19 protein-coding genes and 1 tRNA gene are annotated in these 24493 nt (G+C 44.8%); 14 read left to right on the top strand and 6 right to left on the bottom strand.

Annotated elements, in window-relative coordinates:
* Positions 1–63 precede the first annotated feature (63 nt).
* Positions 64–564 (top strand): low molecular weight protein-tyrosine-phosphatase, encoded by a 501-nt coding sequence (locus HMPREF2983_RS02565; protein WP_070666457.1) that lies wholly within the window; start codon positions 64–66, stop codon positions 562–564.
* Positions 565–569: 5 nt separating this feature from the next.
* Here the strand turns inward: HMPREF2983_RS02565 and HMPREF2983_RS02560 are convergent, their stop codons facing one another.
* Both HMPREF2983_RS02560 and HMPREF2983_RS02550 read right to left on the bottom strand, forming a co-directional pair.
* Positions 570–968, bottom strand: coding sequence for a BamJ family beta-barrel-assembly machinery protein (locus HMPREF2983_RS02560; protein WP_070666435.1), 399 nt, complete (start codon positions 966–968; stop codon positions 570–572).
* 745 nt (positions 969–1713) lie between these two features.
* Positions 1714–1787: transfer RNA gene (locus HMPREF2983_RS02550), tRNA-Arg, on the bottom strand.
* 153 nt (positions 1788–1940) lie between these two features.
* On the opposite strand from HMPREF2983_RS02550, the gene pepT reads away from it, so the two are divergent.
* Genes pepT through HMPREF2983_RS02535 form a run of 3 tightly spaced genes read left to right on the top strand, consistent with a single transcriptional unit; the run spans position 1941 to position 5958 of the window.
* Complete coding sequence (gene pepT, locus HMPREF2983_RS02545) at positions 1941–3164, top strand: peptidase T (protein WP_070666454.1); 1224 nt, start codon at positions 1941–1943, stop codon at positions 3162–3164.
* A gap of 57 nt (positions 3165–3221) precedes the next feature.
* A complete protein-coding gene (locus HMPREF2983_RS02540; RefSeq protein WP_070666429.1) occupies positions 3222–5507 on the top strand; it encodes a monovalent cation:proton antiporter family protein in 2286 nt (761 codons plus the stop codon).
* Positions 5508–5538: 31 nt separating this feature from the next.
* Positions 5539–5958 (top strand): Fur family transcriptional regulator, encoded by a 420-nt coding sequence (locus tag HMPREF2983_RS02535; RefSeq protein WP_070666426.1) that lies wholly within the window; start codon positions 5539–5541, stop codon positions 5956–5958.
* 72 nt (positions 5959–6030) lie between these two features.
* On the opposite strand, the gene HMPREF2983_RS02530 is transcribed toward HMPREF2983_RS02535, so the two are convergent.
* Complete coding sequence (locus HMPREF2983_RS02530; RefSeq protein WP_004374301.1) at positions 6031–6987, bottom strand: LuxR C-terminal-related transcriptional regulator; 957 nt, start codon at positions 6985–6987, stop codon at positions 6031–6033.
* Between the two features lie 349 nt (positions 6988–7336).
* On the opposite strand from HMPREF2983_RS02530, the gene HMPREF2983_RS02525 reads away from it, so the two are divergent.
* The 8 genes from HMPREF2983_RS02525 (at position 7337) to HMPREF2983_RS02485 (ending at position 19134) form a co-directional block, all read left to right on the top strand.
* Positions 7337–9184, top strand: coding sequence for an alpha-amylase family protein (locus HMPREF2983_RS02525; RefSeq protein ID WP_070666423.1), 1848 nt, complete (start codon positions 7337–7339; stop codon positions 9182–9184).
* A gap of 870 nt (positions 9185–10054) precedes the next feature.
* A complete protein-coding gene (gene purB, locus HMPREF2983_RS02515; RefSeq protein WP_070666417.1) occupies positions 10055–11401 on the top strand; it encodes an adenylosuccinate lyase in 1347 nt (448 codons plus the stop codon).
* 190 nt (positions 11402–11591) lie between these two features.
* Positions 11592–13064 (top strand): pseudouridine synthase, encoded by a 1473-nt coding sequence (locus HMPREF2983_RS02510; RefSeq protein ID WP_070666414.1) that lies wholly within the window; start codon positions 11592–11594, stop codon positions 13062–13064.
* Positions 13065–13078: 14 nt separating this feature from the next.
* Positions 13079–14470, top strand: a complete 1392-nt coding sequence (gene asnS / locus HMPREF2983_RS02505) for an asparagine--tRNA ligase (protein ID WP_018919461.1) — start codon at positions 13079–13081, stop codon at positions 14468–14470.
* A 2-nt stretch (positions 14471–14472) separates the two neighbouring features.
* Positions 14473–15558, top strand: coding sequence for a tryptophan--tRNA ligase (trpS, locus tag HMPREF2983_RS02500; RefSeq protein WP_070666411.1), 1086 nt, complete (start codon positions 14473–14475; stop codon positions 15556–15558).
* A 493-nt stretch (positions 15559–16051) separates the two neighbouring features.
* The gene (locus HMPREF2983_RS14400) at positions 16052–16180 is read left to right on the top strand and encodes a hypothetical protein (protein ID WP_256374450.1); all 129 of its coding nucleotides are present in this window, start codon (positions 16052–16054) and stop codon (positions 16178–16180) included.
* Positions 16173–17024, top strand: coding sequence for a hypothetical protein (locus HMPREF2983_RS02490; RefSeq protein ID WP_246829321.1), 852 nt, complete (start codon positions 16173–16175; stop codon positions 17022–17024). The genes HMPREF2983_RS14400 and HMPREF2983_RS02490 overlap by 8 nt, the downstream gene beginning before the upstream one ends.
* Positions 16999–19134 carry a hypothetical protein gene (locus tag HMPREF2983_RS02485; protein ID WP_070666404.1) on the top strand — a complete coding sequence of 712 codons (2136 nt, stop codon included), beginning with the start codon at positions 16999–17001 and terminating at the stop codon, positions 19132–19134. The genes HMPREF2983_RS02490 and HMPREF2983_RS02485 overlap by 26 nt, the downstream gene beginning before the upstream one ends.
* On the opposite strand, the gene HMPREF2983_RS02480 is transcribed toward HMPREF2983_RS02485, so the two are convergent.
* The 3 genes from HMPREF2983_RS02480 to HMPREF2983_RS02470 are packed head-to-tail and all read right to left on the bottom strand — an operon-like array spanning position 19122 to position 21748.
* The gene (locus tag HMPREF2983_RS02480; RefSeq protein WP_018919457.1) at positions 19122–19880 is read right to left on the bottom strand and encodes a sigma-70 family RNA polymerase sigma factor; all 759 of its coding nucleotides are present in this window, start codon (positions 19878–19880) and stop codon (positions 19122–19124) included. The genes HMPREF2983_RS02485 and HMPREF2983_RS02480 overlap by 13 nt on opposite strands.
* The gene (locus HMPREF2983_RS02475) at positions 19834–20922 is read right to left on the bottom strand and encodes a DUF4435 domain-containing protein (protein WP_070666401.1); all 1089 of its coding nucleotides are present in this window, start codon (positions 20920–20922) and stop codon (positions 19834–19836) included. The genes HMPREF2983_RS02480 and HMPREF2983_RS02475 overlap by 47 nt, the downstream gene beginning before the upstream one ends.
* Before the next feature lie 16 nt (positions 20923–20938).
* Positions 20939–21748 carry an AAA family ATPase gene (locus tag HMPREF2983_RS02470; RefSeq protein WP_004374328.1) on the bottom strand — a complete coding sequence of 270 codons (810 nt, stop codon included), beginning with the start codon at positions 21746–21748 and terminating at the stop codon, positions 20939–20941.
* 102 nt (positions 21749–21850) lie between these two features.
* On the opposite strand from HMPREF2983_RS02470, the gene HMPREF2983_RS02465 reads away from it, so the two are divergent.
* Both HMPREF2983_RS02465 and cysK read left to right on the top strand, forming a co-directional pair.
* Positions 21851–22771, top strand: coding sequence for a DMT family transporter (locus HMPREF2983_RS02465; RefSeq protein WP_070666397.1), 921 nt, complete (start codon positions 21851–21853; stop codon positions 22769–22771).
* Positions 22772–22874: 103 nt separating this feature from the next.
* Complete coding sequence (cysK, locus tag HMPREF2983_RS02460) at positions 22875–23822, top strand: cysteine synthase A (RefSeq protein WP_070666393.1); 948 nt, start codon at positions 22875–22877, stop codon at positions 23820–23822.
* Positions 23823–24493: the final 671 nt, after the last annotated feature.

Raw genomic sequence — 24493 nt, 5'->3', positions numbered from 1 at the left:
AAACCAAGGCGTAGTTGCACGATTGCCGACAATTCATTACCTTTGCACAAAACCGAAAACGAAATGCAAAATATGAATAGCAAGACTGCCGCACGCACGAAAATCCTGTTTATCTGTTTGGGAAACATCTGTCGTTCTCCCGCTGCCCATGCCGTATTTCAAAAGAAGATAGACGACCGAGGACTGTCCGAAAGGTTCGAAGTAGACTCAGCCGGCATCGGCAACTGGCATGTAGGACAGCTTCCCGACCGTAGAATGCGTGAGCATGGTGCCCGTCGTGGCTATCAAGTTAATCATCATGCGCGTCAGTTCCAAACGTCAGATTTCAAGCATTTCGACCGTATAGTTGTGATGGATGAGGATAATTACCGCATCATCACTTCCAAGGCATCGTCAGACGAAGAAGCCGGAAAGGTGGTGCGAATGGCTGATTTCTTCACCTCTCATCCACGTGCTACGAGTGTTCCCGACCCCTATTATGGCGGTGCTGAAGACTTTGAAGTGGCACTCGATTTGATTGAAGACGGCGTTGAAGGCATGCTGAAAGAAATGGGAGAGGAGTAGGGTTATCATCCAACTCCTAAGAGCTCAACCTCGAAAATCAAGGTGGAACCACCGGGAATGCCAGGTTGAGAGTACTTGCCATAGCCCATTTCGGCAGGGATGTAAAGTTCCCATTGGTCGCCTACGTGCATCTGTTGCATGGCGATAATCCACCCGTCGATGAGGTCGCTCAGTCGCATTGCGAACGGAGTACCGCCTCTACTGGAGTCAAACTTCTTGCCATTGATTGTCCACCCCGTATAATGGGCCGTGATAATGCTGCGCCGTGAAGGTTGCGGTCCGCTGGCATCGCCTGCTTTCAGCACTTTATAGTAAATGCCACGAGGCAGGGCTTTCACGCCTTCCTCTTTTGCTTTTTCTTCCAACCAACGTCGGTTGGCTTCTGCATAGTCTTTCTTTATCATTGTTTTTCCAATCTTCTTGTGAGGCCACGGAAGGCTCTTTTTTATGCTGTTAAATTCTTCTTTATTGTAAACTTAATTCAAATTGAATTTGGAATCACTGCAAAAAATCATTATCTTTGCCGTAAGGAAAGGAGCGTATATGCCTTTCCTTTTTTATTGCCTTGTTCCAAATGAAGGTGCAACTCGCGTCAAACCGCATTGTAATCTGAGTCAAAACACCCTGTGATTTGCGTTAAATTGCAAAGTCATCTGCCTTGAATTGCAGACTGATATACTTTGGATTGCAACGAAATTTGTATGGAAAGGCATTCTGACAAGACTTTACATCGCCTGTTTAGTAAACTGTTCAGCGCTCGCTTTGTATTCATTTTTTACGATTTTTAATGTCGGTTTAATATGGTTTCTGGCATACAAAAATAAGCAATTTCAGTGGGAATGTCAAGAGAAAATAAATGGAAAATCAATCCATATAAGATGAATATATTCGTTATGGCACTTAATTTCAGAACCTTATAGAAACAAACAAGTGCACAAAGAAACTTCCTTCATGCACTTGTTTGTTGGATAATAACTCATAATCTCCTTTGTTTCTCCTTATTGTGAATTATGAATTCTGCATTATGAATTATCAAAAGTGACCCCGTTGGGATTCACCCCCAAGACCTTCAGAACTTTTTCTGACCTCATTCAGCTAATAAAAAAGTGCACAAAGAAACTTCTTTCATGCACTTGTTTGTTGTTTTTGTGACTCCGTTGGGATTCAAACCCAAGACCTTCAGAACCGGAATCTGACGCTCTATTCAGCTAAGCTACGGAGCCAAAACTGTTGCAAAATTACGAATAAAAAACTTACTATGCAAATGTTATTTGCCAATTTATTTTGCAATCTTTGCGATTTGTCGTATCTTTGCGATATTAATATTGTGGGAATGTAAGTGTAACACTCCCATATTTAACATAGAATTAGAAGATATGAACCTTACAGAGAGATTTATTAACTACACAAAATTCGACACGCAATCATGCGAAGAGTCGGATAGTGTCCCCTCAACGGCGAAACAACTTGTGTTTGCCAAGTATCTGAAAAAGGAGCTTGAAGACGAAGGTCTCAGTGATGTTGAGATGGATGAAAAGGGATATATCTACGCCACACTTAAGGCAAACACCAAGAAGAAGGCGCCAACGATTGGCTTTATCTCGCATTATGACACGAGTCCTGACGCAAGTGGCAAGGATGTTAAGGCCAGAATCATCCGTAACTACGATGGAAACGACATAGAACTTTCACCGGGTATCTTTTCAACTACAGAGAAATTCCCCGAACTGAAAGCACATATCGGTGAGGATTTAATCGTTACCGATGGCACGACACTGCTTGGGGCAGACGATAAAGCAGGTATTGCCGAGATAGTACAAGCCATGTGTTACCTGCGCGATCATGACGAAATCAAGCATGGTGACATTCGAGTGGGCTTCAATCCTGATGAGGAAATCGGTATGGGTGCACATCATTTCGACGTTGAAAAGTTTGGTTGTGACTGGGCTTATACCATTGATGGAGGCGACTTGGGCGACTTGGAATATGAGAATTTCAACGCTGCAGGCGCCAAGGTATATATTAAAGGTGTAAGTGTTCACACTGGATATGCTAAGGGAAAGATGGTGAATGCCAACCGATTGGCATGCGAGTTCAACAGTATGATACCTGAAACCGATATTCCTGAAAACACGGAAGGATATCAAGGTTTCTATCATTTGTTGGGCATAGAAAGCCGTACTGAGGAGGCAAAACTCAGTTATATCATTCGTGACCACGACCGTTCTAAGTTTGAAGACCGCAAGGATTTCATGGAAGATTGCGTGAAGAAGATGAATGAAAAGTATGGTGAAGGCACCGTAAAGATTGAACTTCACGACCAATACTATAACATGAAGGAGAAGATTGACCCTAATATGCACGTGATAGATATTGTGCTTCGGGCGATGCAGGACAATGGAGTACCGCCTAAAGTGGAGCCAATCCGTGGTGGAACTGACGGTGCACAGCTCAGTTTCAAAGGTCTTCCATGTCCCAATATCTTTGCGGGTGGCGTGAATTTCCATGGGCCTCATGAGTTTGTTTCTATTCAGGTGATGGAGAAAGCGGTAGGTGTTATCACCAGTATCTGTGAGATAACAGGCAATTTTGAAGATTAATCAACCAATAATAAAAGCCCATTCCGTAAGTAACAGAGTGGGCTTTATGTTTCTTTTATGGCTGAGATACCCAATTTAATAGAAGACCTTGCGCTGATACTTGTTGTGGCAGGCATCGTGACTCTTGTGTTCAAAAAACTCAAGCAGCCGCTCGTTTTAGGCTATATCGTGGCAGGTTTCTTGGTTTCTCCACACATGCCCTATATCATGTCGGTAGTAGACAAGGGGGATATCCACACGTGGGCAGACATCGGGGTGATGTTTCTGCTGTTCTCCCTCGGCTTAGATTTCTCCTTTAAGAAAATCCTCAAGATGGGCATGGCGCCTGTAATTGCGGCACTGACCATAATCTTTTCAATGATGACACTCGGCATCTTGGTCGGTCATAGCTTTGGTTGGAACAGGATGGATTGCATCTTTCTGGGTGGAATGTTAGCCATGTCATCGACCACAATCATTTATAAAGCCTTTGATGACCTTGGACTTCGGCAGCAAAGATTTGCCTCCTTGGTGATGAGTGTGTTGATACTTGAGGATGTGCTGGCTATTGTCATGATGGTCATGTTGAGTGCCATTGCGAGTGGAAACAATCCGGATGGCGGCGAAATGCTTGGCTCAATACTGAAGATAGGCTTCTTTCTTGTGCTGTGGTTTGTGGTGGGTATCTTTCTTATTCCGCTTTTCTTCCGCAAGACCCGCAAGCTGATGAACAGCGAAACCATGGTTATTGTGGCGCTGGGACTGTGCTGCTTAATGGCTGTTCTGTCTACAAAGGTGGGCTTCAGCAGTGCATTTGGTGCTTTTGTTATGGGCAGTATCATTGCCGAAACGGTAGAAGCCGACAAGATTGTCAAGCTTGTCGAGCCTGTGAAAAACCTTTTCGGAGCCATCTTCTTCGTATCAGTGGGGATGTTGGTTGAGCCGAAAGTGCTCGTCGACTATGCCATTCCAATCCTTGTTCTCGTGCTGACCATTTTGCTTGGACAGGGTATATTCGGTACAGCGGGCTTCATGTTGAGCGGTCAGTCATTGAAGAATGCCATGCGATGTGGCTTCTCTATGGCCCAGATTGGTGAGTTTGCATTCATCATTGCATCGCTCGGACTGTCGCTTGGTGTTATAGGTAAGTTCCTTTATCCTGTCGTTGTAGCTGTTTCAGTGATAACAACTTTCCTCACACCTTATATGATTCGTTTCGCCGAACCATGCTACAACCATATTGAAAAGCGTCTCCCCAAGAAGTGGGTACGCCGTATGAACCACGTGGGTAATGCGCATCAGAACTCTACTGAAGAAGAAAACGCATGGAAAGTGCTGTTAAGAAAGATGCTCATTAATACGGCCATATATGGCATTCTGTCTACGGCTGTGGTGACATTGATGCTTACTTTCGTGCTTCCTCTATGCAGAAACATGCTTGGTCACTGGCCGGGTAATGCGGTTTGTGGTTTACTTACGGTGCTCATGATATCGCCCTTTCTGCGTTCTATGGTGATGAAGAACGTGCATAGTGATGAGTTTCGCCAGTTGTGGACAGAGAGTTTGCTCAACCGTTTGCCGCTGATTTTCACGATGATTGTACGAGTTGCCATTGCAGCCATGTTCATTTTCTACATCGTCAACTATCTTACGCGCTTCAAAGAAGCCTTGATGATTACCATTGCGGGGGTTGCTTTAGTGGCTATGGTGCTGTCAAGAAGGCTGAAACATCGTAGTATCAAACTCGAGAGACTGTTCATCAAGAACCTTCGCTCGCGTGAGATTGCAGAGCAGGTGAACGGAGAACGTCGCCCATTATTTGAGGGAAGGCTGCTTGACAGGGATATACATATCGGGGATTTTGATATCCCCGAGGATTCAACATGGATTGGGCGGACGTTGAAAGACTTGCAGTTTCGCAATCGGTTTGGCGTTCATGTGAGCAGCATTCTGCGCGGATCGCTGCGCATCAACATTCCTAATGGCAGACAGATTATATTCCCTGGCGATCGAATTTCAGTCATAGGAAGTGACGAACAGCTGAAGAACTTCAGTCAAGCAATAGCAAATGAACTCATTCCTGAAGACCCGGAGATAGAGAAAAGAGAAATGAAACTGCGCAAATTCATACTTTCTGACGGCACACCTTTCATTGGGAAGACACTTGCCGAGAGTGGAATTCGCGACCGATATGGCTGTATGGTGGTCGGAGTTGAAGAGGGACAAGAGAACTTAACGCTTGTAGATCCGCAGCGAAAGTTTGAGAAAGGCGACATCATCTGGCTCGTTGGAGAGGAAGCCGACTTAGAGAAAGTGAGACAACAGATACCGGTATTGACCACGACTTCTGCGTCTTCAAGCTGATAAGGCGTATAAAAAATAAGGAAACAAGACTATGGGAAAGGAACAATGTATCTGCCTTTTGACCGCACATGACGTCAAACCGACGGCCAACCGCATTGTCATTGCCGAAGCTTTGGCGGCTGCAGACTGCCCGATGTCTGTGAAAGAACTTGAATACAGCATTCTTTCCATCGACAAATCGAATATCTTCCGCACGCTGATGCTCTTCAAAGCGCATCATCTTGTGCATGTGATTGAAGATGGAAATGGCAGTGTAAAGTATGAACTTTGCCTCAGTCATGACGATAAAGAGGATGAAGACGAGCATTTACACTTCTTTTGTGAGCAGTGTCATAAGACCTTTTGCCTGCATGATATCCCTGTTCCGGACATCTCTTTGCCTGCGGATTACGAACTCCGTAGCATCAACTGTGTGGTGAAAGGGCTATGTCCGAAGTGTCGAAAACAATAATCTTTGAAGATTGATGATTGAAGATTGAACCGTGTGATTACTGATCTTTCAAGTTCAATCCATGCTTCTTGTTTACAGTTTTACAGCAGAAATGTCAACCAAATGGTTCACAATGGCATAAATGGTAAGTCCTGCGGGAGAGTGGATCTGTAGCTTTCGGGCGATGTTTCGACGGTGGGTAATCACCGTGTTGACTGATATATATAGGTGTTCGGCAATTTCTTTGTTGCTCATTCCCTGCACAACGCCGATGATAATGTCCTTTTCGCGCTCGCTTAACTGGTCATCTCCCGTGGTTGAAGGATTGATCATCTTAGATATATTCAATGTAACTCCCTGTTGACTCAAGCTCTTTTCCAATCGCTTGATGGCCGGAATGAAGATCTGATCTTCGACCATTGAATGCTGATTTAGCCACGACTCGCTGTTGTAGATGTCGTAGAGTGTTGCTGTAAGCAGGTTGTTATGCAGGGTATCTGAAGGCAGATACTTGATGATAATGCTTTTTAATTCCTGTAAACGCTGCTCAACTTGTCGGTGATGTTGTGAGAAAGTATTGATATCATAGTTGCTCATGACGACGCCATTCAACAGTTGTTCCACGTAAGGGAACACCGTTTTCTCTTCGTAGCGCATGTGTTTCATGATTTCATGCGCGTTCTCATCATAGAGTTTTAGAATGAACTGAGCTAAGCTGTCGCGTTCATCGAGGGCCTCAACCAATTCTCTTCGCATGAAAGGTGATTGGAATTCGATATAATAAGTATGTGAAGCTTTCAGATATTTCAATAGGGTTTCCACCGAAAGATTATCCGCATCGTCTTTTCGATAATAGCCATTGATGGTGAGATTCACAATGGCAAGGAATGTATTCGTATCCACTTTCTCACTCTCACAGACTTCACTGACGGTCTGATCGCCAAAGCCTAAACTGATACCAAAGCTTCCCAAGCTCTGTAAAATATCGCAATTATCGCGGATGATGCTAATCATCTTATCATCAGCTTCATAGATCTTCTGATTCTTCATAATGCTTGTCGATAAATAATTTGTGCAAAGTTAAATAAAAAAATGTTTATTTGCAATACCCAATAGTTATGAAATTCTTTGAAATTTAAGCTTTGAAGATTGACTGTTATGATTAGCTTTGGCCCTTGAAATGAAGACTTTGAAGTTATAATCTCAAGCTGCTTTCCTCCCCTCCTTTAATTAAACATATCATAAACTTCAATCTTCAAAGTTCAAATTTCAAAGAAATCATCCTTGAACTTCATTCGTGCAAACGATTACACAGCGTTTAGTCATAATGTAAGGAAAAGTGTAACTGGTTGTATAAAATAATTCGTATATTCGCAATGAAAACCAAAACTATTAACTTATGAAACGATTTTATACCTTAATCTTATTGACCTTAGTTTCTCTTTGCACTTTTGCGCAAGGCTGGCCGGCACATTATGACGGCGTCATGTTGCAGGGATTCTATTGGGACAGCTATGATGTTTCCACCTGGAGCAAACTCACCAACGAGGCCGATGAACTCTCAAAATTCTTCAGTCTGATATGGATTCCAAACTCAGGAAAGACATCTGACTTCCATTATAACCAGAGAAAGACGATGGGATACGATCCATGTTTCTGGCTTGATCATAACAGTTGCTGGGGAACAGAAGCCGAATTGCGACATATGTTCAAGACTTTCAAGGATAAAGGAACGGGATTTATCGAGGATGTTGTCATCAACCATAAGAACGGTTTGGGCTCTTGGGCCAATTTTGCACAGGAGAGTGTCGTCGGTACTACCACGGGGAGAACCTACAAAGTAGAGTGGGACAACACGCATTACAGCCAGATATGCATGACGGATGAGGCCAACAGAGACCCTGCTTCAGGCTTAGTGGGCAAGATTACAGGTGCAGCTGACACCGGAGAAGACTTCAATGGATTTCGCGATCTCGACCATACGAACGCCACAACGCAGGCAAATGTGAAAACTTATCTTGACTTCCTGCTCAACGAACTCGGCTATGTGGGCTTCCGTTATGACATGGTTAAGGGCTATAATGCCTATTACACAGGCCTTTACAACAGTGAAGTGAAGCCTCGTTTCTCTGTAGGTGAATACTGGGATGGCAATAAAAGCAAAGTGGTTGACTGGATTAACAAGACCAAGACAAATGGAAACATCCAGAGTGCAGCCTTTGATTTCCCGCTGAAATACCAGATCAATGATGCTTTCAACAATGGAAAGTGGCGGCGATTAGCTTCAGATTGTCTGAGCAATGATGCTTACTACTCCCGCTATTCAGTGTCTTTTGTCGACAATCACGATACAGGTCGCTACGATTATAACGATGGAAACGCTCCCGTTTACGGCTATGTGGAGGCTGCCAACGCCTTTATTCTCTCCATGCCAGGCACACCTTGCGTGTTCTTCCCCCATTGGCAGAAGTATAAGAGGGCAATAAAACAGTTGATACTTGCACGTCGTGCCGCCGGAATTGACAACCAGAGCAAAATCCTTGTGAGTCAGGCTAAGGACGAAGGTTTCGTACTTAATGTGGAGGGTAGCAAGGGAAAACTGCTTCTTCTCCTTGGAAAGAAGGTGTCATATCCTACAACAGGTTATCGGTTTGCATTCAAAGGCGAGGGCTTCGAGATATATCTTAGCAACGGACTTGACCTTACTGAAATCAATAACATTACCGATGCTCCCCATTCTTTCACGTTGCCTTCAGGATTGACATTCAACAAAAATGAGCGTTGTGCATTCTTCGAAGCACCGTCAAGTTGGGGAAATCCAAGTAAGATTTCATGCTGGAATTGGGACCGTTCAGGCAATTATACCAAGGGAAACTGGCCTGGAACCGACTGTAAAATAGTTTGTTTGACGGATAAGGGACGCGCTGTTTACAAATGGACGATGCGTGAAGGCGACAAAAAATCGGGCACTGCAGATAGCGAAGGCATTATTTTCAGTTATAAGAAAGATAGTGAAACCATTCAGACTAAGGACATGCCATTCGTCAACGGAGGTTATTACACACTCGAAGGACTGCAATCTGTTGCTCCCTCCGTATCCACTTCAATCTCCAATCTGAACGCTGATGCATCAAATGGGCGCCTGAAACAGAAGGGTTGGTATACGCTTCAAGGACAGAAACTCTGTCAACAACCTATGCAAAGCGGCATCTACATTCATGACGGAAAAAAGCAGGTTGTGAAATAACGCCTGTCTTCTTTTAATGTATTCTCCGGCTTTGCACGTTCATGAACGGCAATCTTTGATGTTCAAAGAAAGACTGTCTGAACTGCAAAGCAATTCTTTCCTCTTCATAGATTGCATGTCGTTGAAATGCAACACTGTTTTGCATATCATTGAATTTCAAACATTGTTTGTGCCGAAAACAATCTACGACCACGATGTGCTGCCTATGAAGAGGAGACTTTTCCAAGCTATTGTCTCGATGAGAAAACAGATGTGATTTTATTTAACAAAAGCTTTCTGTAGATTTGCGTATTTGAAAAGCAAAAAGATTTCGTTCGAAATACGCTCGTTTTTCGCCTTTTAAGTAACTTGTTGACGGTCAAACGGTTGTAGAAAATAAGGCGAAATATGAAGCGGGAAATCGTGAAAAAGAGTTGTAATCTCTATCGAATCGCCTCGTAATATGAAGCTTTTTGCGTGATGATTTGAGGCATTTGAGACCGTAAAGTGACTCATCTTGCGTGGCTTCCTGCGTCATCTTGTTTCGCAAATTGATTTTTGAAGCACGAAAACTCCATTTTCTTCGTCTTTTTTTCTCTATTTGGTGGTCTTCTGATGGGTTGAAAATTGACAAATAAAATTAACAAAATGAAGAAAAGAAAGGTGTGGAATGAAGCGGTTTGAAACAGGAAAAAGGCCCGATTTTGTATTTCTTTTTGTTGAAAGAGCACCGCTTTTGCCCCTTGTAATATTTGATTGTTAATCTTATCTATCCTTAAAATCTTTGACGTAATCCTTCATTTTTAATCTTATTTATCATTAAAAAACCTTGAGTTTTCAATTGAAATCACTAATTTTGTAGCATTGTTAGACTGATATAACGATATTGATATGAAGCTTGATACACTGACAGCCATCTCGCCAATTGATGGCCGTTATCGAGGTAAAACAGAGACTCTTGCCGATTATTTCTCTGAGTATGCGCTGATAGGTTATCGTGTTCGTGTTGAAATTGAATACTTCATCACGCTTTGCGAGTTGCCTTTGCCGCAGTTGAAAGACTTTGATCATGCGCTGTTTGAACGCTTGCGCGACATCTATCGCCATTTTGATGAGACTTCAGCTGCCCGCGTTAAGGAGATAGAAAAGACTACAAATCATGATGTGAAGGCTGTAGAATATTTCATTAAAGAGGAATTTGACAAGATTGGTGGACTCGATGCTTTCAAGGAATTCATTCATTTCGGGCTTACTTCTCAGGATATCAACAACACGAGTGTGCCGCTTTCGATGAAAGAAGCGCTGCAGAATGTGTTTGTTCCACAGGTAGAAGAGCTTATCAGTCAGCTGCAACTGTATGCCGAAGAATGGAAAAACGTGCCTATGTTGGCTAAAACTCATGGCCAACCAGCGTCACCTACGCGTCTCGGTAAGGAGATAATGGTGTATGTTTACCGTCTGACGGAGCAGTTGGATGCGTTGAAGGCCTGCAAGATAACAGCCAAGTTTGGCGGTGCAACAGGGAATTACAACGCACATCATGTCGCTTATCCAGAGTATGACTGGCGTGAGTTTGGCAACCGTTTCGTCAGTGAAAAGCTCGGTTTGGAACGTGAACAATGGACCACACAGATTAGCAATTACGACCATCTTGGTGGCATTTTTGATGCCATCCGCCGTATCAATACAGTCATTATTGACCTTGATCGTGATTTCTGGATGTATATTTCAATGGAATACTTCAAGCAGAAGATCAAGGCAGGTGAAGTAGGTTCGAGTGCCATGCCGCACAAAGTGAACCCTATTGATTACGAGAACAGTGAGGGAAACCTCGGTATTGCCAATGCCATTCTGCAGTTCTTGGCTCAGAAGTTGCCCGTGAGCAGACTGCAGCGTGACCTCACCGACAGCACGGTTCTGCGTAATATCGGTGTGCCACTCGGCCATAGCATCATCGCTATTCAGAGCACATTGAAAGGTCTTCGCAAGCTCATCTTGAACGAAGAAAAGCTTGAAGCCGACCTCGAAGATACCTGGGCAGTAGTTGCCGAGGCTATTCAGACCATTCTTCGGCGCGAGGCTTATCCTCATCCTTACGAGGCTTTGAAAGCGTTGACTCGCACAAACAAGAAGATGACTGAAGAGACTATTCACGAGTTTATCAAAGGTTTGAACGTCAGTGACAGCGTGAAAAAAGAGCTGATGGCAATCACTCCGCAAAATTACGTAGGTGTATAGAGCCTGTTTTTTGTGCTCTTTCGAAATATAGGTGAAGTTTGTTTGTGGGAGAATAGAGGCTGTTCCATTGAAGAGAAGAACGTATAATGAAATGAAAGTCATGTCGCTATCTTGAATAATGAACTTTGAATTATAAATTAATAAAGTAATCACTAACCTGGCCGCGAGGCCGAAAAATAAATTAAAAAACATGGATTCAGAATTAGAAAACAAGACTCAGAGTCTGTCAACAGAACAGAATGAGACCACCCGTGAGGGCTACTCACGTCCGGTAGGAGACTATTCCAACAGTTATCATGGCACAGGACGCCCTCAACGTCCACGTATTCATAGTCAGCGTGCCTATAGTACAGACCATTCAAACAGCAGCGAAAATGAAAGCAGTTTCCGTCCTGAAGGCTTTGGAAGTGGCCTGATAAACGGTGAACGTCCACAGCGAACTTATCAGCCACATCAAGGAGGTTATGGTCGTCCTCAAGGCGGATATAACAACAACCGCTATGGAAATTATGGCCGTCCGCAGCAGGGTGGCTATCGTCCTCGTTATAATAATGATGGCGAAGAGCAGCAAGGTGGCTATCAACCACGTATGCAAAGCGGTTACAATCGCCCGCAACAAGGTGGTTATCGCCCCCGTTATAACAACAATGGTGACGGTCAGCAAGGTGGTTATCAGCCTCGTCAGCAGGGCGGATATGGCCATCCACAGGGTGGTTATAACAACTATCGGGGCGGTTACAACAATAATCGTGGAGGCTATGGTCAGCAGGGTGGTTACAACAACCGTGGCGGTTATGGCAACAATCGCGGTGGTTATGGACGTCCACAGCAAGGCGGTTACAACAACAATCGGGGCTATAACAACTATCGCGGAGGCTATGATCCAAACGCAAAGTATAGTCTTAAGAAGCGAATTGAATACAAAGAAACGCATATCGACCCCAATGAGCCGATACGTTTGAATAAATATTTGGCCAACGCGGGTGTTTGTTCGCGTCGCGAAGCAGATGAGTTTATCTCGGCAGGTGTGGTTTCTGTCAATGGAACTGTAGTCACAGAGCTTGGTACAAAGGTACTGCGTTCGGATGAAGTGAAGTTCCATGATCAGCTCGTCTCATTGGAAAAGAAAGTCTATGTGTTGCTGAACAAGCCGAAAGATTACGTCACGACAAGTGATGATCCGCAGCAACGTAAGACCGTTATGGACCTTGTTAAGGATGTTTGTCCGGAGCGTATTTATCCGGTCGGACGCTTGGATCGCAACACAACGGGTGTGCTTCTGTTGACCAATGACGGTGATTTGGCCAGCAAACTGACCCATCCGAAGTTCCTCAAGAAAAAGGTTTATCATGTTCATCTCGATAAGAATGTCGCAGAAGAAGACTTGCAGAAGATTGCCAGTGGCATTGAATTGGAAGACGGAGAGATACATGCTGATGCCATTGAATACGCTGATGACCGCGACAAGAAGCAGGTAGGTATTGAGATACACAGTGGAAAGAACCGCATTGTTCGCCGCATATTTGAAAGTCTCGGCTATCGCGTTGTAAGACTTGACCGCGTGCAGTTTGCCGGCTTAACGAAGAAGAACCTCCGCCGAGGTGACTGGCGTTTCCTCACAGAACAAGAGGTGGAGATGCTTCGAAGCGGTATGTTTGAATAATAGGAACATTGAAAATGAAAAGAACAAAGGTAATCGATGCATTGCAATGCACCGAATATGGCAAGGATATTAACGTGAAAGGATGGGTTCGTTCCCACCGAAGCAGTAAGGCAGTTGATTTCATTGCGCTCAATGATGGCTCTACAATAAACAATATTCAGATTGTAGTTGATCCGGCTTCTATGGATGCTGAGACGCTGAAAAACATCACGACAGGTGCTTGTATCAGTGTTGTCGGTCAGCTTGTAAAGAGTCAAGGTGCCGGGCAGACGGTCGAAATCCAGAGCAGGGAAATTGAAATCTACGGCCTTTGTCCGTCAGATTATCCCATGCAGAAAAAGGGACAAAGCTTTGAGTACATGCGAAAATATGCGCATCTACGCCTCAGAACCAACACGTTTGGTGCTGTTTTCCGCATTCGTCACAATATGGCAATCGCCGTACATAAGTACTTCCACGACCATGGTTTCTATTATTTTCACACGCCACTCATTACGGCAAGCGATGCAGAAGGTGCCGGAGAGATGTTCCAGGTGACCACACTTGATTTGGCTCGCACGGGAAAAGACGGTGAAGTTCCATACGAAAGAGACTTCTTCGGCAAGAAGACAAGCCTCACGGTTTCAGGCCAGTTGGAAGGTGAATTGGGTGCAACTGCACTCGGAGCTATCTATACTTTCGGGCCAACTTTCCGCGCGGAGAACAGTAATACGCCCCGACATCTGGCCGAATTCTGGATGATTGAGCCTGAAGTTGCATTCTTGGACAAGGATGAACTCATGGATTTGGAGGAGGATTTCATTAAGTATTGCGTGCAATGGGCACTTGATAACTGCAAGGATGACCTTGAGTTCCTCAATAAGATGATTGACAAGACATTGCTTCAAACCTTGGAATCCGTCGTAAAAGAAAGCTTTGTACGCCTCACTTACACTGAAGGTATCCATATTCTCGAAGAAGCTGTGAAGCAAGGACATAAGTTTGAGTTCCCAATTACAGGCTGGGGAATGGATCTCAGCAGCGAACATGAGCGCTTCCTTGTAGAGGAATATTTCAAGCGTCCAGTCATCATGACCGATTATCCGAGTGAAATCAAGGCGTTCTATATGAAGAAAAACCCCGATGGAAAGACCATGCAAGGCACTGATGTGCTATTTCCTCGCATCGGAGAGATTATCGGTGGCTCGGTAAGAGAGGAGAGTTACGACAAGCTTGTCAATGAGATTAAGGCGCGAGGAATGGAGAAAGACTGCTATAGTTGGTATCTTGATACGCGCAAATATGGCTCATGTCCGCACGCCGGTTTCGGCTTGGGATTTGAGCGTCTCATTCTTTTTGTAACGGGAATGCAGAATATCCGCGATGTCATTCCTTTCCCAAGAACCCCTAAATCAGCAGAATTCTAATCATGGGAAAAATCATATTAACAGGCGACCGCCCAACAGGTAAGCTCCATTTAGGGCACTATGTGGGCAGTCTTCGACGTCGTGTGCAGTTGCAAAATGAGGGAGATTACGACAGAATGTTTGTCTTTATGGCCGATGTTCAGGCCTTGACAGACAATGCCGACAATCCGGAAAAGATACGACAGAACATGATTGAAGTGGCTCTTGACTATCTTTCAGCCGGTCTCGACCCTCAACTTTGCACGCTTTATATACAGAGTCAGATACCGGAACTGGCCGAGTTGACGACTTACTTGATGAATCTTGTCTCCGTTTCCCGTGTACAACGCAACCCAACGGTAAAGACTGAGATCAAAATGCGTAACTTCGAAGCCAATATCCCCATGGGTTTCTTCTGCTATCCTGTGTCACAAGCCGCCGATATTGCAGCTTTCAAGGCTACCACTATCCCTGCAGGCGAAGACCAGGAGCCTATGATTGAACTCACACGCGAACTTGTCCGCCGCTTCAATCAAGTGTATAGTGAGGTATTGGTAGAACCGAATATCATGCTGCCGGAGAACGCAACGGCACGTCGTTTGCCGGGAACTGACGGTAAAGAGAAGATGAGTAAGAGTCTGGGTAACTGCATCTATCTGAGTGATGACGCCGATACTGTGTGGACAAAGGTAAAGAGTATGTACACCGATCCTACGCATATCAACCTCAATGACCCTGGACATGTAGAGGGAAATGCCGTGTTTACTTATCTCGATGCTTTCTCTACAGATCAGGACTTTGCTGATTTCTGGCCGGAATTCAAGAACCTTGACGAGCTGAAAGCTGCCTATACGCATGGCGGAATTGGCGACATGAAGTGTAAGAAACTTCTGAATAATGTCATCAATCGCATGTTGGAGCCTATCCGTGAGCGTCGTCATACGTTTGAACAGGATATCCCCGAAATCTTCAATCTCCTCAAAAAAGGTAGTGAAGTGGCACGGGAAACAGCTGCACAGACCATGGATGAGGTGCGTAAGGCAATGCGGATAGACTATTTTAACGATGCAGCGCTCATTCAAGAACAGGCAGAGAAGTTCAGAAAGTAGGACTGATAGTTATGCTTCGGCATATATATAATAAGGTGAAAGGCCACGGCAAGGATGCTGTGGCCTTTTATTTTGGGAGAAAAAATCTGTCTGAAGATGGAATGAATTTGTAAGTTACAGTCATAAAGATATTGCAAAATGCCGAATGAGAAGCTTCTCTTTGCCTCTGAAAACCTGTCATTCCAAGCAGCAATCTTATTCATAAAATTATTTACATACTATCGTCTTGCAAAGTGTTTAGGCTGTCGTTCCATTTCAATATGCCAGTGCGTTCAACTTTATTGATTTCATTTGTTTTCCTTGTTTCTACGGTTCTGATTTCCAACAACTTATGAATGACATTTTAACTTGCATCAAATGACCGCATAATCTGCGTCACTTTAGCGTGTGATTTGAGTCACTTTGCGGTGTAATCTGACGCATATTGCGACCCCATTTGTTGCGTATTGCAAAACAAGTTGAATGATTTAACATCTTAACGGCATGGATTTTCATGAAAAATCTTTATTTTTGTATTCGTAAATCTATTGCTTATGAAGCTGAAGAGCAAGTTGTTTTGTCTGTCATTTCTTTTGTTGTCGGTAAGCTGTCAGCAGCAAAAGAAACCGCAACATATGCTTAAAAGTGCCTATTATTGGAGCACGGAGTGGCGCAATGAGCCACGCGTTATGCAGCAAGTCAAAACATTAGACAAGCTCTACTTACGTTACTTTGACGTTATTATGAATGGCGAACACACTGTAGTTCCTAATGCAACGCTACAATTCGCAGCTGAAATGCCGGATAAAATAGAGGTAGTGCCTGTTGTTTTCATTGTCAATGATGTCATGAAAACTATGGATAATACGGCTGATTTGGCTCAAAAAGTGTTACGAAGAGTATTCCAAATAAGTGAAACTAATAATATTCGCAACATAAAGGAACTGCAGATTGACTGTGATTGGACCCTCTCCACGCGCCGTAATTACTATGCTTTCCTGACACAACTCCACCATCTTGCTGCAGAGAAACACATTGCTTTGTCGACCACAATCCGTCTGCATCAGCTTTCACAACATGTTCCTCCCGTTGACAAAGGCGTGCTGATGATGTACAATACAGGTGATTTCACCGACATACATTGCACTCATCCTATCCTCGATATCAAGGATGTGATGCCTTATTTGAAGTATCTCAAGAACTATTCCCTGCCACTTTCGCCTGCCTATCCACTCTTTTCCTACCGTCTTCTGTTTCGTCATGGCCGTTATAAAGGTGTGCTTCATGCCGACAATGACTTGCCGGTGCTGCCGGGCGACAGTATCATTGTGCGTAAAGTCAGCGTGGAGGAAGTGCTTCATGTGAAGCAAACCATAGAGAATATACGCCCGGAATTGAAGGCTGAAACCATTATCTTTGATCTCAGTCCATCCCATATTGCAAATTATAAATCCCAAGATTATGAAGAAATCTATCGTGCTCATTAGTCTTCTGATGATGCTTCCTTTGGGCTCAAATGCCTGTGGCCCGTTTCCAAGGGTACATAATTATTACATGATGAATGTTGTTGGTGAAAGCAATTCTCCACTTGCTTCACCCGACTTCATCACGCCATTGACCGCCTATTGGAAGTCTTATACGGGTTTGAAAGAGGGCTTTTTCGATGATGACTGCAAGCTGCTCATTGAGGCTGCAAAGCTGAAAAAGGATGCAGAAATGCTGACTTATGTACGCCATATCGCCAAATATCAGCACATTTGTGAGCGCAGAAAGGAGTCGTGGGACTATCCGTCGAAGGAAGAACTCGCTCTTCATAAGGCGCAGATCATGCGTATGCGTGCTGCAGCCTTGGCCTATAAGGGAAGTCGTCTGACGCAACAATACACGTTGTTGCTGATGCGTAGCTACCTGCTTGACAACAATGTGAAAGGCATTCTGCTGGCTTGGACAACGCGGGCAAGCCGACTTCCTGTCGGTATATATAAAGAAATGTGCCGCAACATCTATGCCTATGCACTGCTGAACAGTGGAAAACGGGAGGAGGCTTTGGCCATTTATGTGAGTCAGGGAGATGTTGCCAGCATTCAATGGGCTGCCCGTAACTTCCAACATTTAGACGGAATACAAGCTTTCTACAATGGAAATGCCAATTCGCCTGCCTTGCGTTGGCTTGTTCAGAACTTTGTAAATAATGTGCAGGAAAACGTGGATTGCGAGTGGATGGAGGACTATACGGATACAGAAGATGACGGGTTTAAGTCAGAAGCTAAGGCTTTCATGGCATTTGCAGAACGTGTAGTTCGCGACGGAAAGAGCCGTGAACCGGCACTCTGGAAGGCTGCTTCGGCGATGATAAGCTATACGCTTGGCGACACGAAGAAGGCCGAAGAGAAGAGCCATTTGGCTATGACGATGAGCGGAACACTGCTTGAACGCGACAATGCCCGCGCCATTCATCTGCTTGCCGTGACAGCTTTGATGCGCGAAGGGCATTCTTTTGATGCCGGTTTTATAGTGAAGGAGCTGCGCTTCTTGGACGGAAAACGCGACCAAAAAGCATTTGAACTGAATTATTACGGACGTGTTTTAGACCGCATCATGTCACAGAACATCATAGAATATTATGCAAAGCGCCACAATATTAATATGGCTGTGGCAGGTAGGGGTATGCTTGAAAGAGCGGATTCTCCTGAGGATGAAGGCGAATTCAAATATGATCCGGGGCATGCAAGATATTCAAGTTACGAGGAATACTTCTGTGATTTAGACTCTATGACAGCCGATCAACTGCGTGATTACATGGCTTTCATCCATAAAAAGCAGTATGATGATGCCTTGGAACAGTATATATTGACGAAGAACACCTTTCGTGATGCCGATTATTTCAACGATCTCTTGGCTACCAAACTCATTGCCGAAGGTCGATTTGCGGAGGCATTACCCGTACTGAAAAAAGTGCCGTTGGCCTATGTAAACAGTCTTGGAATGTCTGTATATATGGTACGTCGCGACTATAAAAAGCCGCGTTGGTTGGTTCGTCAGCGCGTTAATGACGAATTAGATGACTATGGTGTTCCTTCACTTGAGGACATTCCATTGAAGCATAACCAGAAGATTGCATTCTGTGAAGAAATGAACAGCCTTGAACAACGCTACAAACTGGCTAATAATGCCACGCGTCCTGAATTGGCTATGCAGCTTGCTGTGCGCTATTATCAGGCTTCATGCTACGGCGATTGCTGGTATCTTACGCATTACGACAAGCTCTTTGGCGACAGTACTCGCTTCTGGGAGAAGAACTTTGCCCAGCAAGCGATGCTCTATCTTGACGTAGCCAAACAGGAGAAGAGCTTGCGTCAAGAGGCTCTTTACGCCCGAGCTTTTGTGCAGAACAGTATAACAAGCAATGGACTTTGGTGGCTTTATGATGAAGAAGAACACTATAAAGCCGTCAAAAATGATGTGGCTTGTGAGCAAGCTTACGACGAATTGCTGGGCTATATCCGCAAAAATCCATCGCAAGTTGCCGATTATGTGTCAAGATGCGACGTCATACGAAAAGATCTGAAGGCAGTAGGTATGGCCTATTCAAGGTAGGCTTTGAGCATGTCGGAAGTGGTGTTGCGATTTAATTTGCGCACCGCCTTGTTGCGAATCTGGCGTACTCGCTCACGTTTCAGCCCCATCTTTTCACCGATTTCAGCAAAAGTGAGGTGGGGTTGTCCTATGCCATAGAAGGCTTCTACTACGTTTCTTTCGCGGTTGTCAAGTATGTTCATGGCCTCACGAAGTTCTTCTTTGACCGAAGTTTCAAGGGCTTCTTGGTCTGGTCGCGCTGCTGTAGGGTCGGAAAGTATGCTGAGTAGGTTGACATTCTTACCGTTTTGGAGCGGTGCATCAACAGAAAAAGCACGGCTGTTAGCTTTTTCTTCTGCGCTGTGTTCATGCTTGGGGAGACGGAAAATGCCACTCTGTTCGTTGACAGCTGCCTCAACTGCCTTGCGAACAAAAGGCTCGGCATAGCCTACAAAGCGCAGTCCGCGGCTGCCGTCAAAGCTTCTTGCTGCCTTCATCAGGCCGATGTTGCCTTCGCTGATGAGGTCAAGAATGGCCACACCTCGGTCAACATATTGCTTGGCTATAGACACTACGAAGCGCAGATTGGCTGAAGTGAGTTTGCCGATGGCTCGCTCTGCAGCTGCTCCGCCAGCCATAATTTGCTTTGACAACTGCTTTTCTTCGTCATCAGAAAGAATGGTTTCCTTTCCAATTTCATTGAGATAGATATTCAAAGACTCACTTTCGCGCTCTGAAAGTGGCTTCCCTGTTTTGATGATTTTCATTGTTCAATGTTTTATTTTGTTCCTGTTGAGACGCTGACGAAACCGCTTCTTTTGACTCCCATGCGGCTTTCAGTGCATCAAGTATTTGCTCATACTGTGGTGAAAGCAGGTATCCCATGTTCTTTTTAAGCATCTTTTGAGCATCACCAACACTGTTCCTGTAAGACGATATCTCGGTCTGATACTGCACATTATGCAGAGATAGCCTGCTGATTTCACGCTCGCGCTCACGCATAAGCCGATTACATACACGCTCAAGCAACGGCAATGTTACGTGATCGAAAAGGTGATGACCTTGTATGTATAAATAGGTGTTGTGGGCATTGACGCCTAATCGCTTCATGTCTTCTTTCACTTGTTGATAGCTTTCGCGTGCATCGGGGTTGCGTTGGCGCAGTTTTTCAACCGCCCTTCCAACCTTCTTGCGAAGTCGTTCGAGTGCAATCTCGGGGTAATCGATATTGATGTCGCCCACATCAATAATGTGATTGAAGTCTGTTATGGTGAATTCGCCGTAGTGTGTTGACCGATAATACCAGATATTCCACACGTAAAGGGGATAGATAGCCTCGGAATATTGCCGCATGAAATCATTGAAATCGAAGATTTGGTGATCGTTCAATGTCACTGCCACTGCAACGTCATGAAGTGTTGAAGCATAGCATTGCAGGTTCTCAATTGAATAGGCAAAGGTGTGAAAGACATAGGGATTTTCAAGCAACATGCGTGAATTGGGCGACGCACCCTGCATTAAATAGTCGTAATCGGCATCCACACAAGCGATCATGTCCTGTCCAACGCCATTGAGAAGACTATTGATAGCCGCCTTTTTTCCACGCTCTAAATGTGACATTCTCGTAGGAAGCATGACCTCAAAATAGCGGTCTTGCGTTTCAAAACGACTTAGAATTGTACGCCAAAAGAAGACATCATCGTAACTCTCCACATAGGCAATGACCTTTCGGCGCGCACGTTTTGAAGCCAAACGATTGGCTGCTTCAAAGTAATGCGAAGTGATATTGTCTCTCAGTCTGCGTCCCATTGTCTGCTGATTTCATTTATAAGGTGATGTCGGTCACCTCTGTTACATGGTCCATCCAGCCGTTCATAATGACTGCCGGACTATGTGTTGCCACGATAAGCTGCACATTTGGGTTGAGTTTCAGAATGAGTTCGATGAGTCGTTTCTGCCATTCGAAATGCAGACTTACCTCGGGTTCGTCCATGAAAAGCACGTAAGGCTTGCGGTCTTCCACTAAAACTGTCAGCAGAATAGCCAGCATTTGTTTCTCACCACTCGACAGTTGATAAGGTCTCAACACCTCTCCAAGCTGTGAGAAACGTATTTCGTTTTCACTTCGGATGATTTGTTTGCCGGTCTCTTTAAACAGATCATCGATGATATCTTGAAACATTTTCTTGGCATCCGAGATGCTTTGTGCCTGCTGAGCAGCGTCTTCTGCGCCGCTCTGAAGCACTTCAATGATACGGTTGCCGACATTAACCTGATAGTCAAGATACTTGCGTTGCAGCAGAAAGAGTTGCCAATCAAGTTCTGTGTTCAGGTTTTCTATCTGTGAAAGTGAGTCACTGCTGACCATAGGTCGGTCGAAGGAGCGGATTACATCATAGCGAATCCACTTGGCATCTGACGGTTGAACCTTCAAATGCACACCTTTCAACAAGTGGCTTGGGAACTCTCCTCCCTGTGAAAGTCCACGGATAACCTTCGACAATATTGTGCTTTTGCCGACGCCGTTGATACCGCTCAAGATGTTCACTTTGCGGTCGAGATTCCACAAGATATGTTTCGTGCCACTCCAAAGCGACTCGATTTCAATCTGTTCGATATAGTCTGCGTATTTCATATCGTATGCTATCTATACCGCAAATATAGTAAATAAAACGGTATGAAAGGCGTAGTGAGCGCATTTTTTTATACTTTTGCACGCAAGAACTGTATTTACAAAATGAATTTCAAACATAATATTCCACTCCAATCCCATTTGAGTATGCTGATGGCCGAAGTCTTTTGGGGACTCATGGCGCCATTGGGGAAGGACGCAATGACCCACGGTTTCGATGGTATCAGCATGGTTTCAATGCGTGTAATGGGCGGAGCCATACTCTTTTGGCTGACAGCTTTGTTCACGAAAAAGGAGAAAGTGCCTCTTCACGACAAGCTGCTTTTCGCCGGAGCTGCCGTGTTTGGTTTGGCTTGTAACCAATGTTTATATACCATAGGATTGAGTATTACCTCGCCAGTCAATTCAAGTATCGTCACCACCTCCATGCCCATCTTCGCCATGGTGCTTGCTTTCCTGATATTGAAAGAGCCTATCACATTTCAGAAAGCCCTCGGAGTGTTCGTTGGTTTCTGTGGAGCTGTGATTTTAGTACTGACAAGTGCGGCCGCAGTCAGCGACAAAGTGGGTGACATCCGCGGTGACCTGATGTGCATAGGTGCCCAACTTTCGTTTGCGCTTTACCTTTCTTTATTCAACAAACTCATTAAGCGTTACTCGGTTTTCACGGTCAACAAATGGATGTTTCTATGGGCAACACTTCTCATCTGGCCGTTTTCTTTCACTCATGTTGCTGCCATTCAGTGGTGCGAAGTGCCTTTGAAGAGTTGGTGGGAAGCAGGCTTTGTCGTCTTTTTCGGCACCTATTTAAGTTATATTCTCACGATGGTTGGCCAGCATTATCTGCGCCCGACAGTGGTCAGCATCTATAATTATGTGCAACCCATCGTGGCAGTTTCAGTCAGCATTGCTACCGGAATAGGTGTCTTTACATGGCTTCAGGGGCTCGCAGTTCTATTGGTTTTCACAGGTGTTTGGTTCGTCATCAAGAGTAAGTCGAAGCGAGATGTCGCCGTGAAATCATAGCAAATACCATATTTGTGGTATGCAATATGCCCCGAATATGTGATACCCCAATTCATGATTAAGCCTTACCTTTGCAGCAAGATAATGAATAAAAACAAAGCATATGACAAAGATTTACAGACAAATTACCGATCTTATCGGTCACACTCCCTTAGTGGAGCTTAGCAAATATTCCAAGTTTCGCGGTGTAGAAACACCCGTCATAGCCAAGATTGAGTATTTCAATCCGGGCGGAAGTGTGAAAGATCGCATCGCATGGGCTATGATTGAAGAGGCTGAAAAGGCCGGAAAACTGAAACCGGGTGCCACGATTATCGAGCCGACAAGTGGCAACACGGGTGTCGGGTTGGCTTTGGTGGCAGCTGTGAAAGGCTACCGACTCATCCTCACGATGCCCGAAACGATGAGCATTGAGCGTCGAAGTCTCGTGAAAGCCTATGGTGCACAGGTGAAACTTACCGATGGAAAAGAGGGCATGAAAGGGGCTATCAAGGCAGCAGAACAGTTGCGTGACAGCATTGAGGGCAGCATCATCCTCGGTCAGTTCACTAATCAAGCCAACCCACACATGCATTATCAGACCACAGGCCCTGAGATTTGGCAGGATACCGACAGTAGAGTAGATATCTTCGTTGCAGGCGTTGGAACAGGTGGAACGGTAGCAGGCATAGGCAAATATCTTAAGGAACAGAACCCCGACATACATGTAGTTGCTGTCGAACCTGCCGATTCTCCAGTGCTGAGCGGTGGCAAGAGCGGCCCTCACAAGATACAAGGTATCGGCGCAGGCTTTGTGCCTGAGACCTATGACAGCATCTATATTGACGAGGTTTTCAAGGTAGAGAACGACCAAGCTATCCTTACAGGCCGTCAATTGGCACAGCAGGAAGGTCTCTTAGTGGGCATTTCTTCGGGCGCAGCTGCCTTTGCAGCCACCGAGATTGCACGCAGACCGGAGAATAAGGGCAAGCGAATTGTGACGCTTTTCCCCGATACCGGAGAGCGCTATCTCTCTACAGTTCTCTACGCATTTGACGAATATCCGCTATAAATCTGCATGCTGAATTAACCACTGATCGCTGCTCTTGGGGCGTCTTTTCAGTTCTTTAGCGGGCAGACGAGGCTTTCTGAAGAACGGATAACCCTGCTGATGGGAGCGAAATGCAGACCGTGTATCTGCTCATCAACGAATGAAAGGGGCGTGCCATGCATCGCTTTGAAGTCGTTGCTTGAGTGGATACACATTTTTTCCTGCCCGTCTCGATTTCTCCTTTTGCCCTGATTTGCATGGTCAAAGCACTTGTCTGTCGGGCAATTATCCGTGTAAGCGGAAAATAGGTTAAATCTTTTCAAGTAACTTTACAAATGCCCTCGCAGGATTTGCAAATTCAAAATGAGAGTTATCCTCGCTCCAGATAAGCGCTGTTTTTGGGCATCTTGCAATGTTCTGACAATCAAATCATTATGGAATTTAAGGCAAATGATGAGGTGAAATTACGCTGAAAAGCCATGCGATTTGCGTCAAATGAGGCTGTCATTTGCTTCATTTCGTTGTGCAATCTAAGGCAGATAGCGATGTGATTAGCGTCAAGTTACATCGCAAAAAGACTGAAGTGGCGACCTCGAAACCATAAAATGACTTCGCACAGGCGCAAAAAGCAGACTTTCATTTCTATTTGGTTGCGTCATGAGATGCAGTTTAAATTAGTAAATGCGACAGTC

This window comes from Prevotella sp. HMSC077E09, from assembly GCF_001814685.1.
Lineage (GTDB): Bacteria > Bacteroidota > Bacteroidia > Bacteroidales > Bacteroidaceae > Prevotella > Prevotella oris.
The sequence above is the reverse complement of the archived record's forward strand: the minus strand, read 5'-3'. Positions and strand labels throughout refer to the sequence as shown.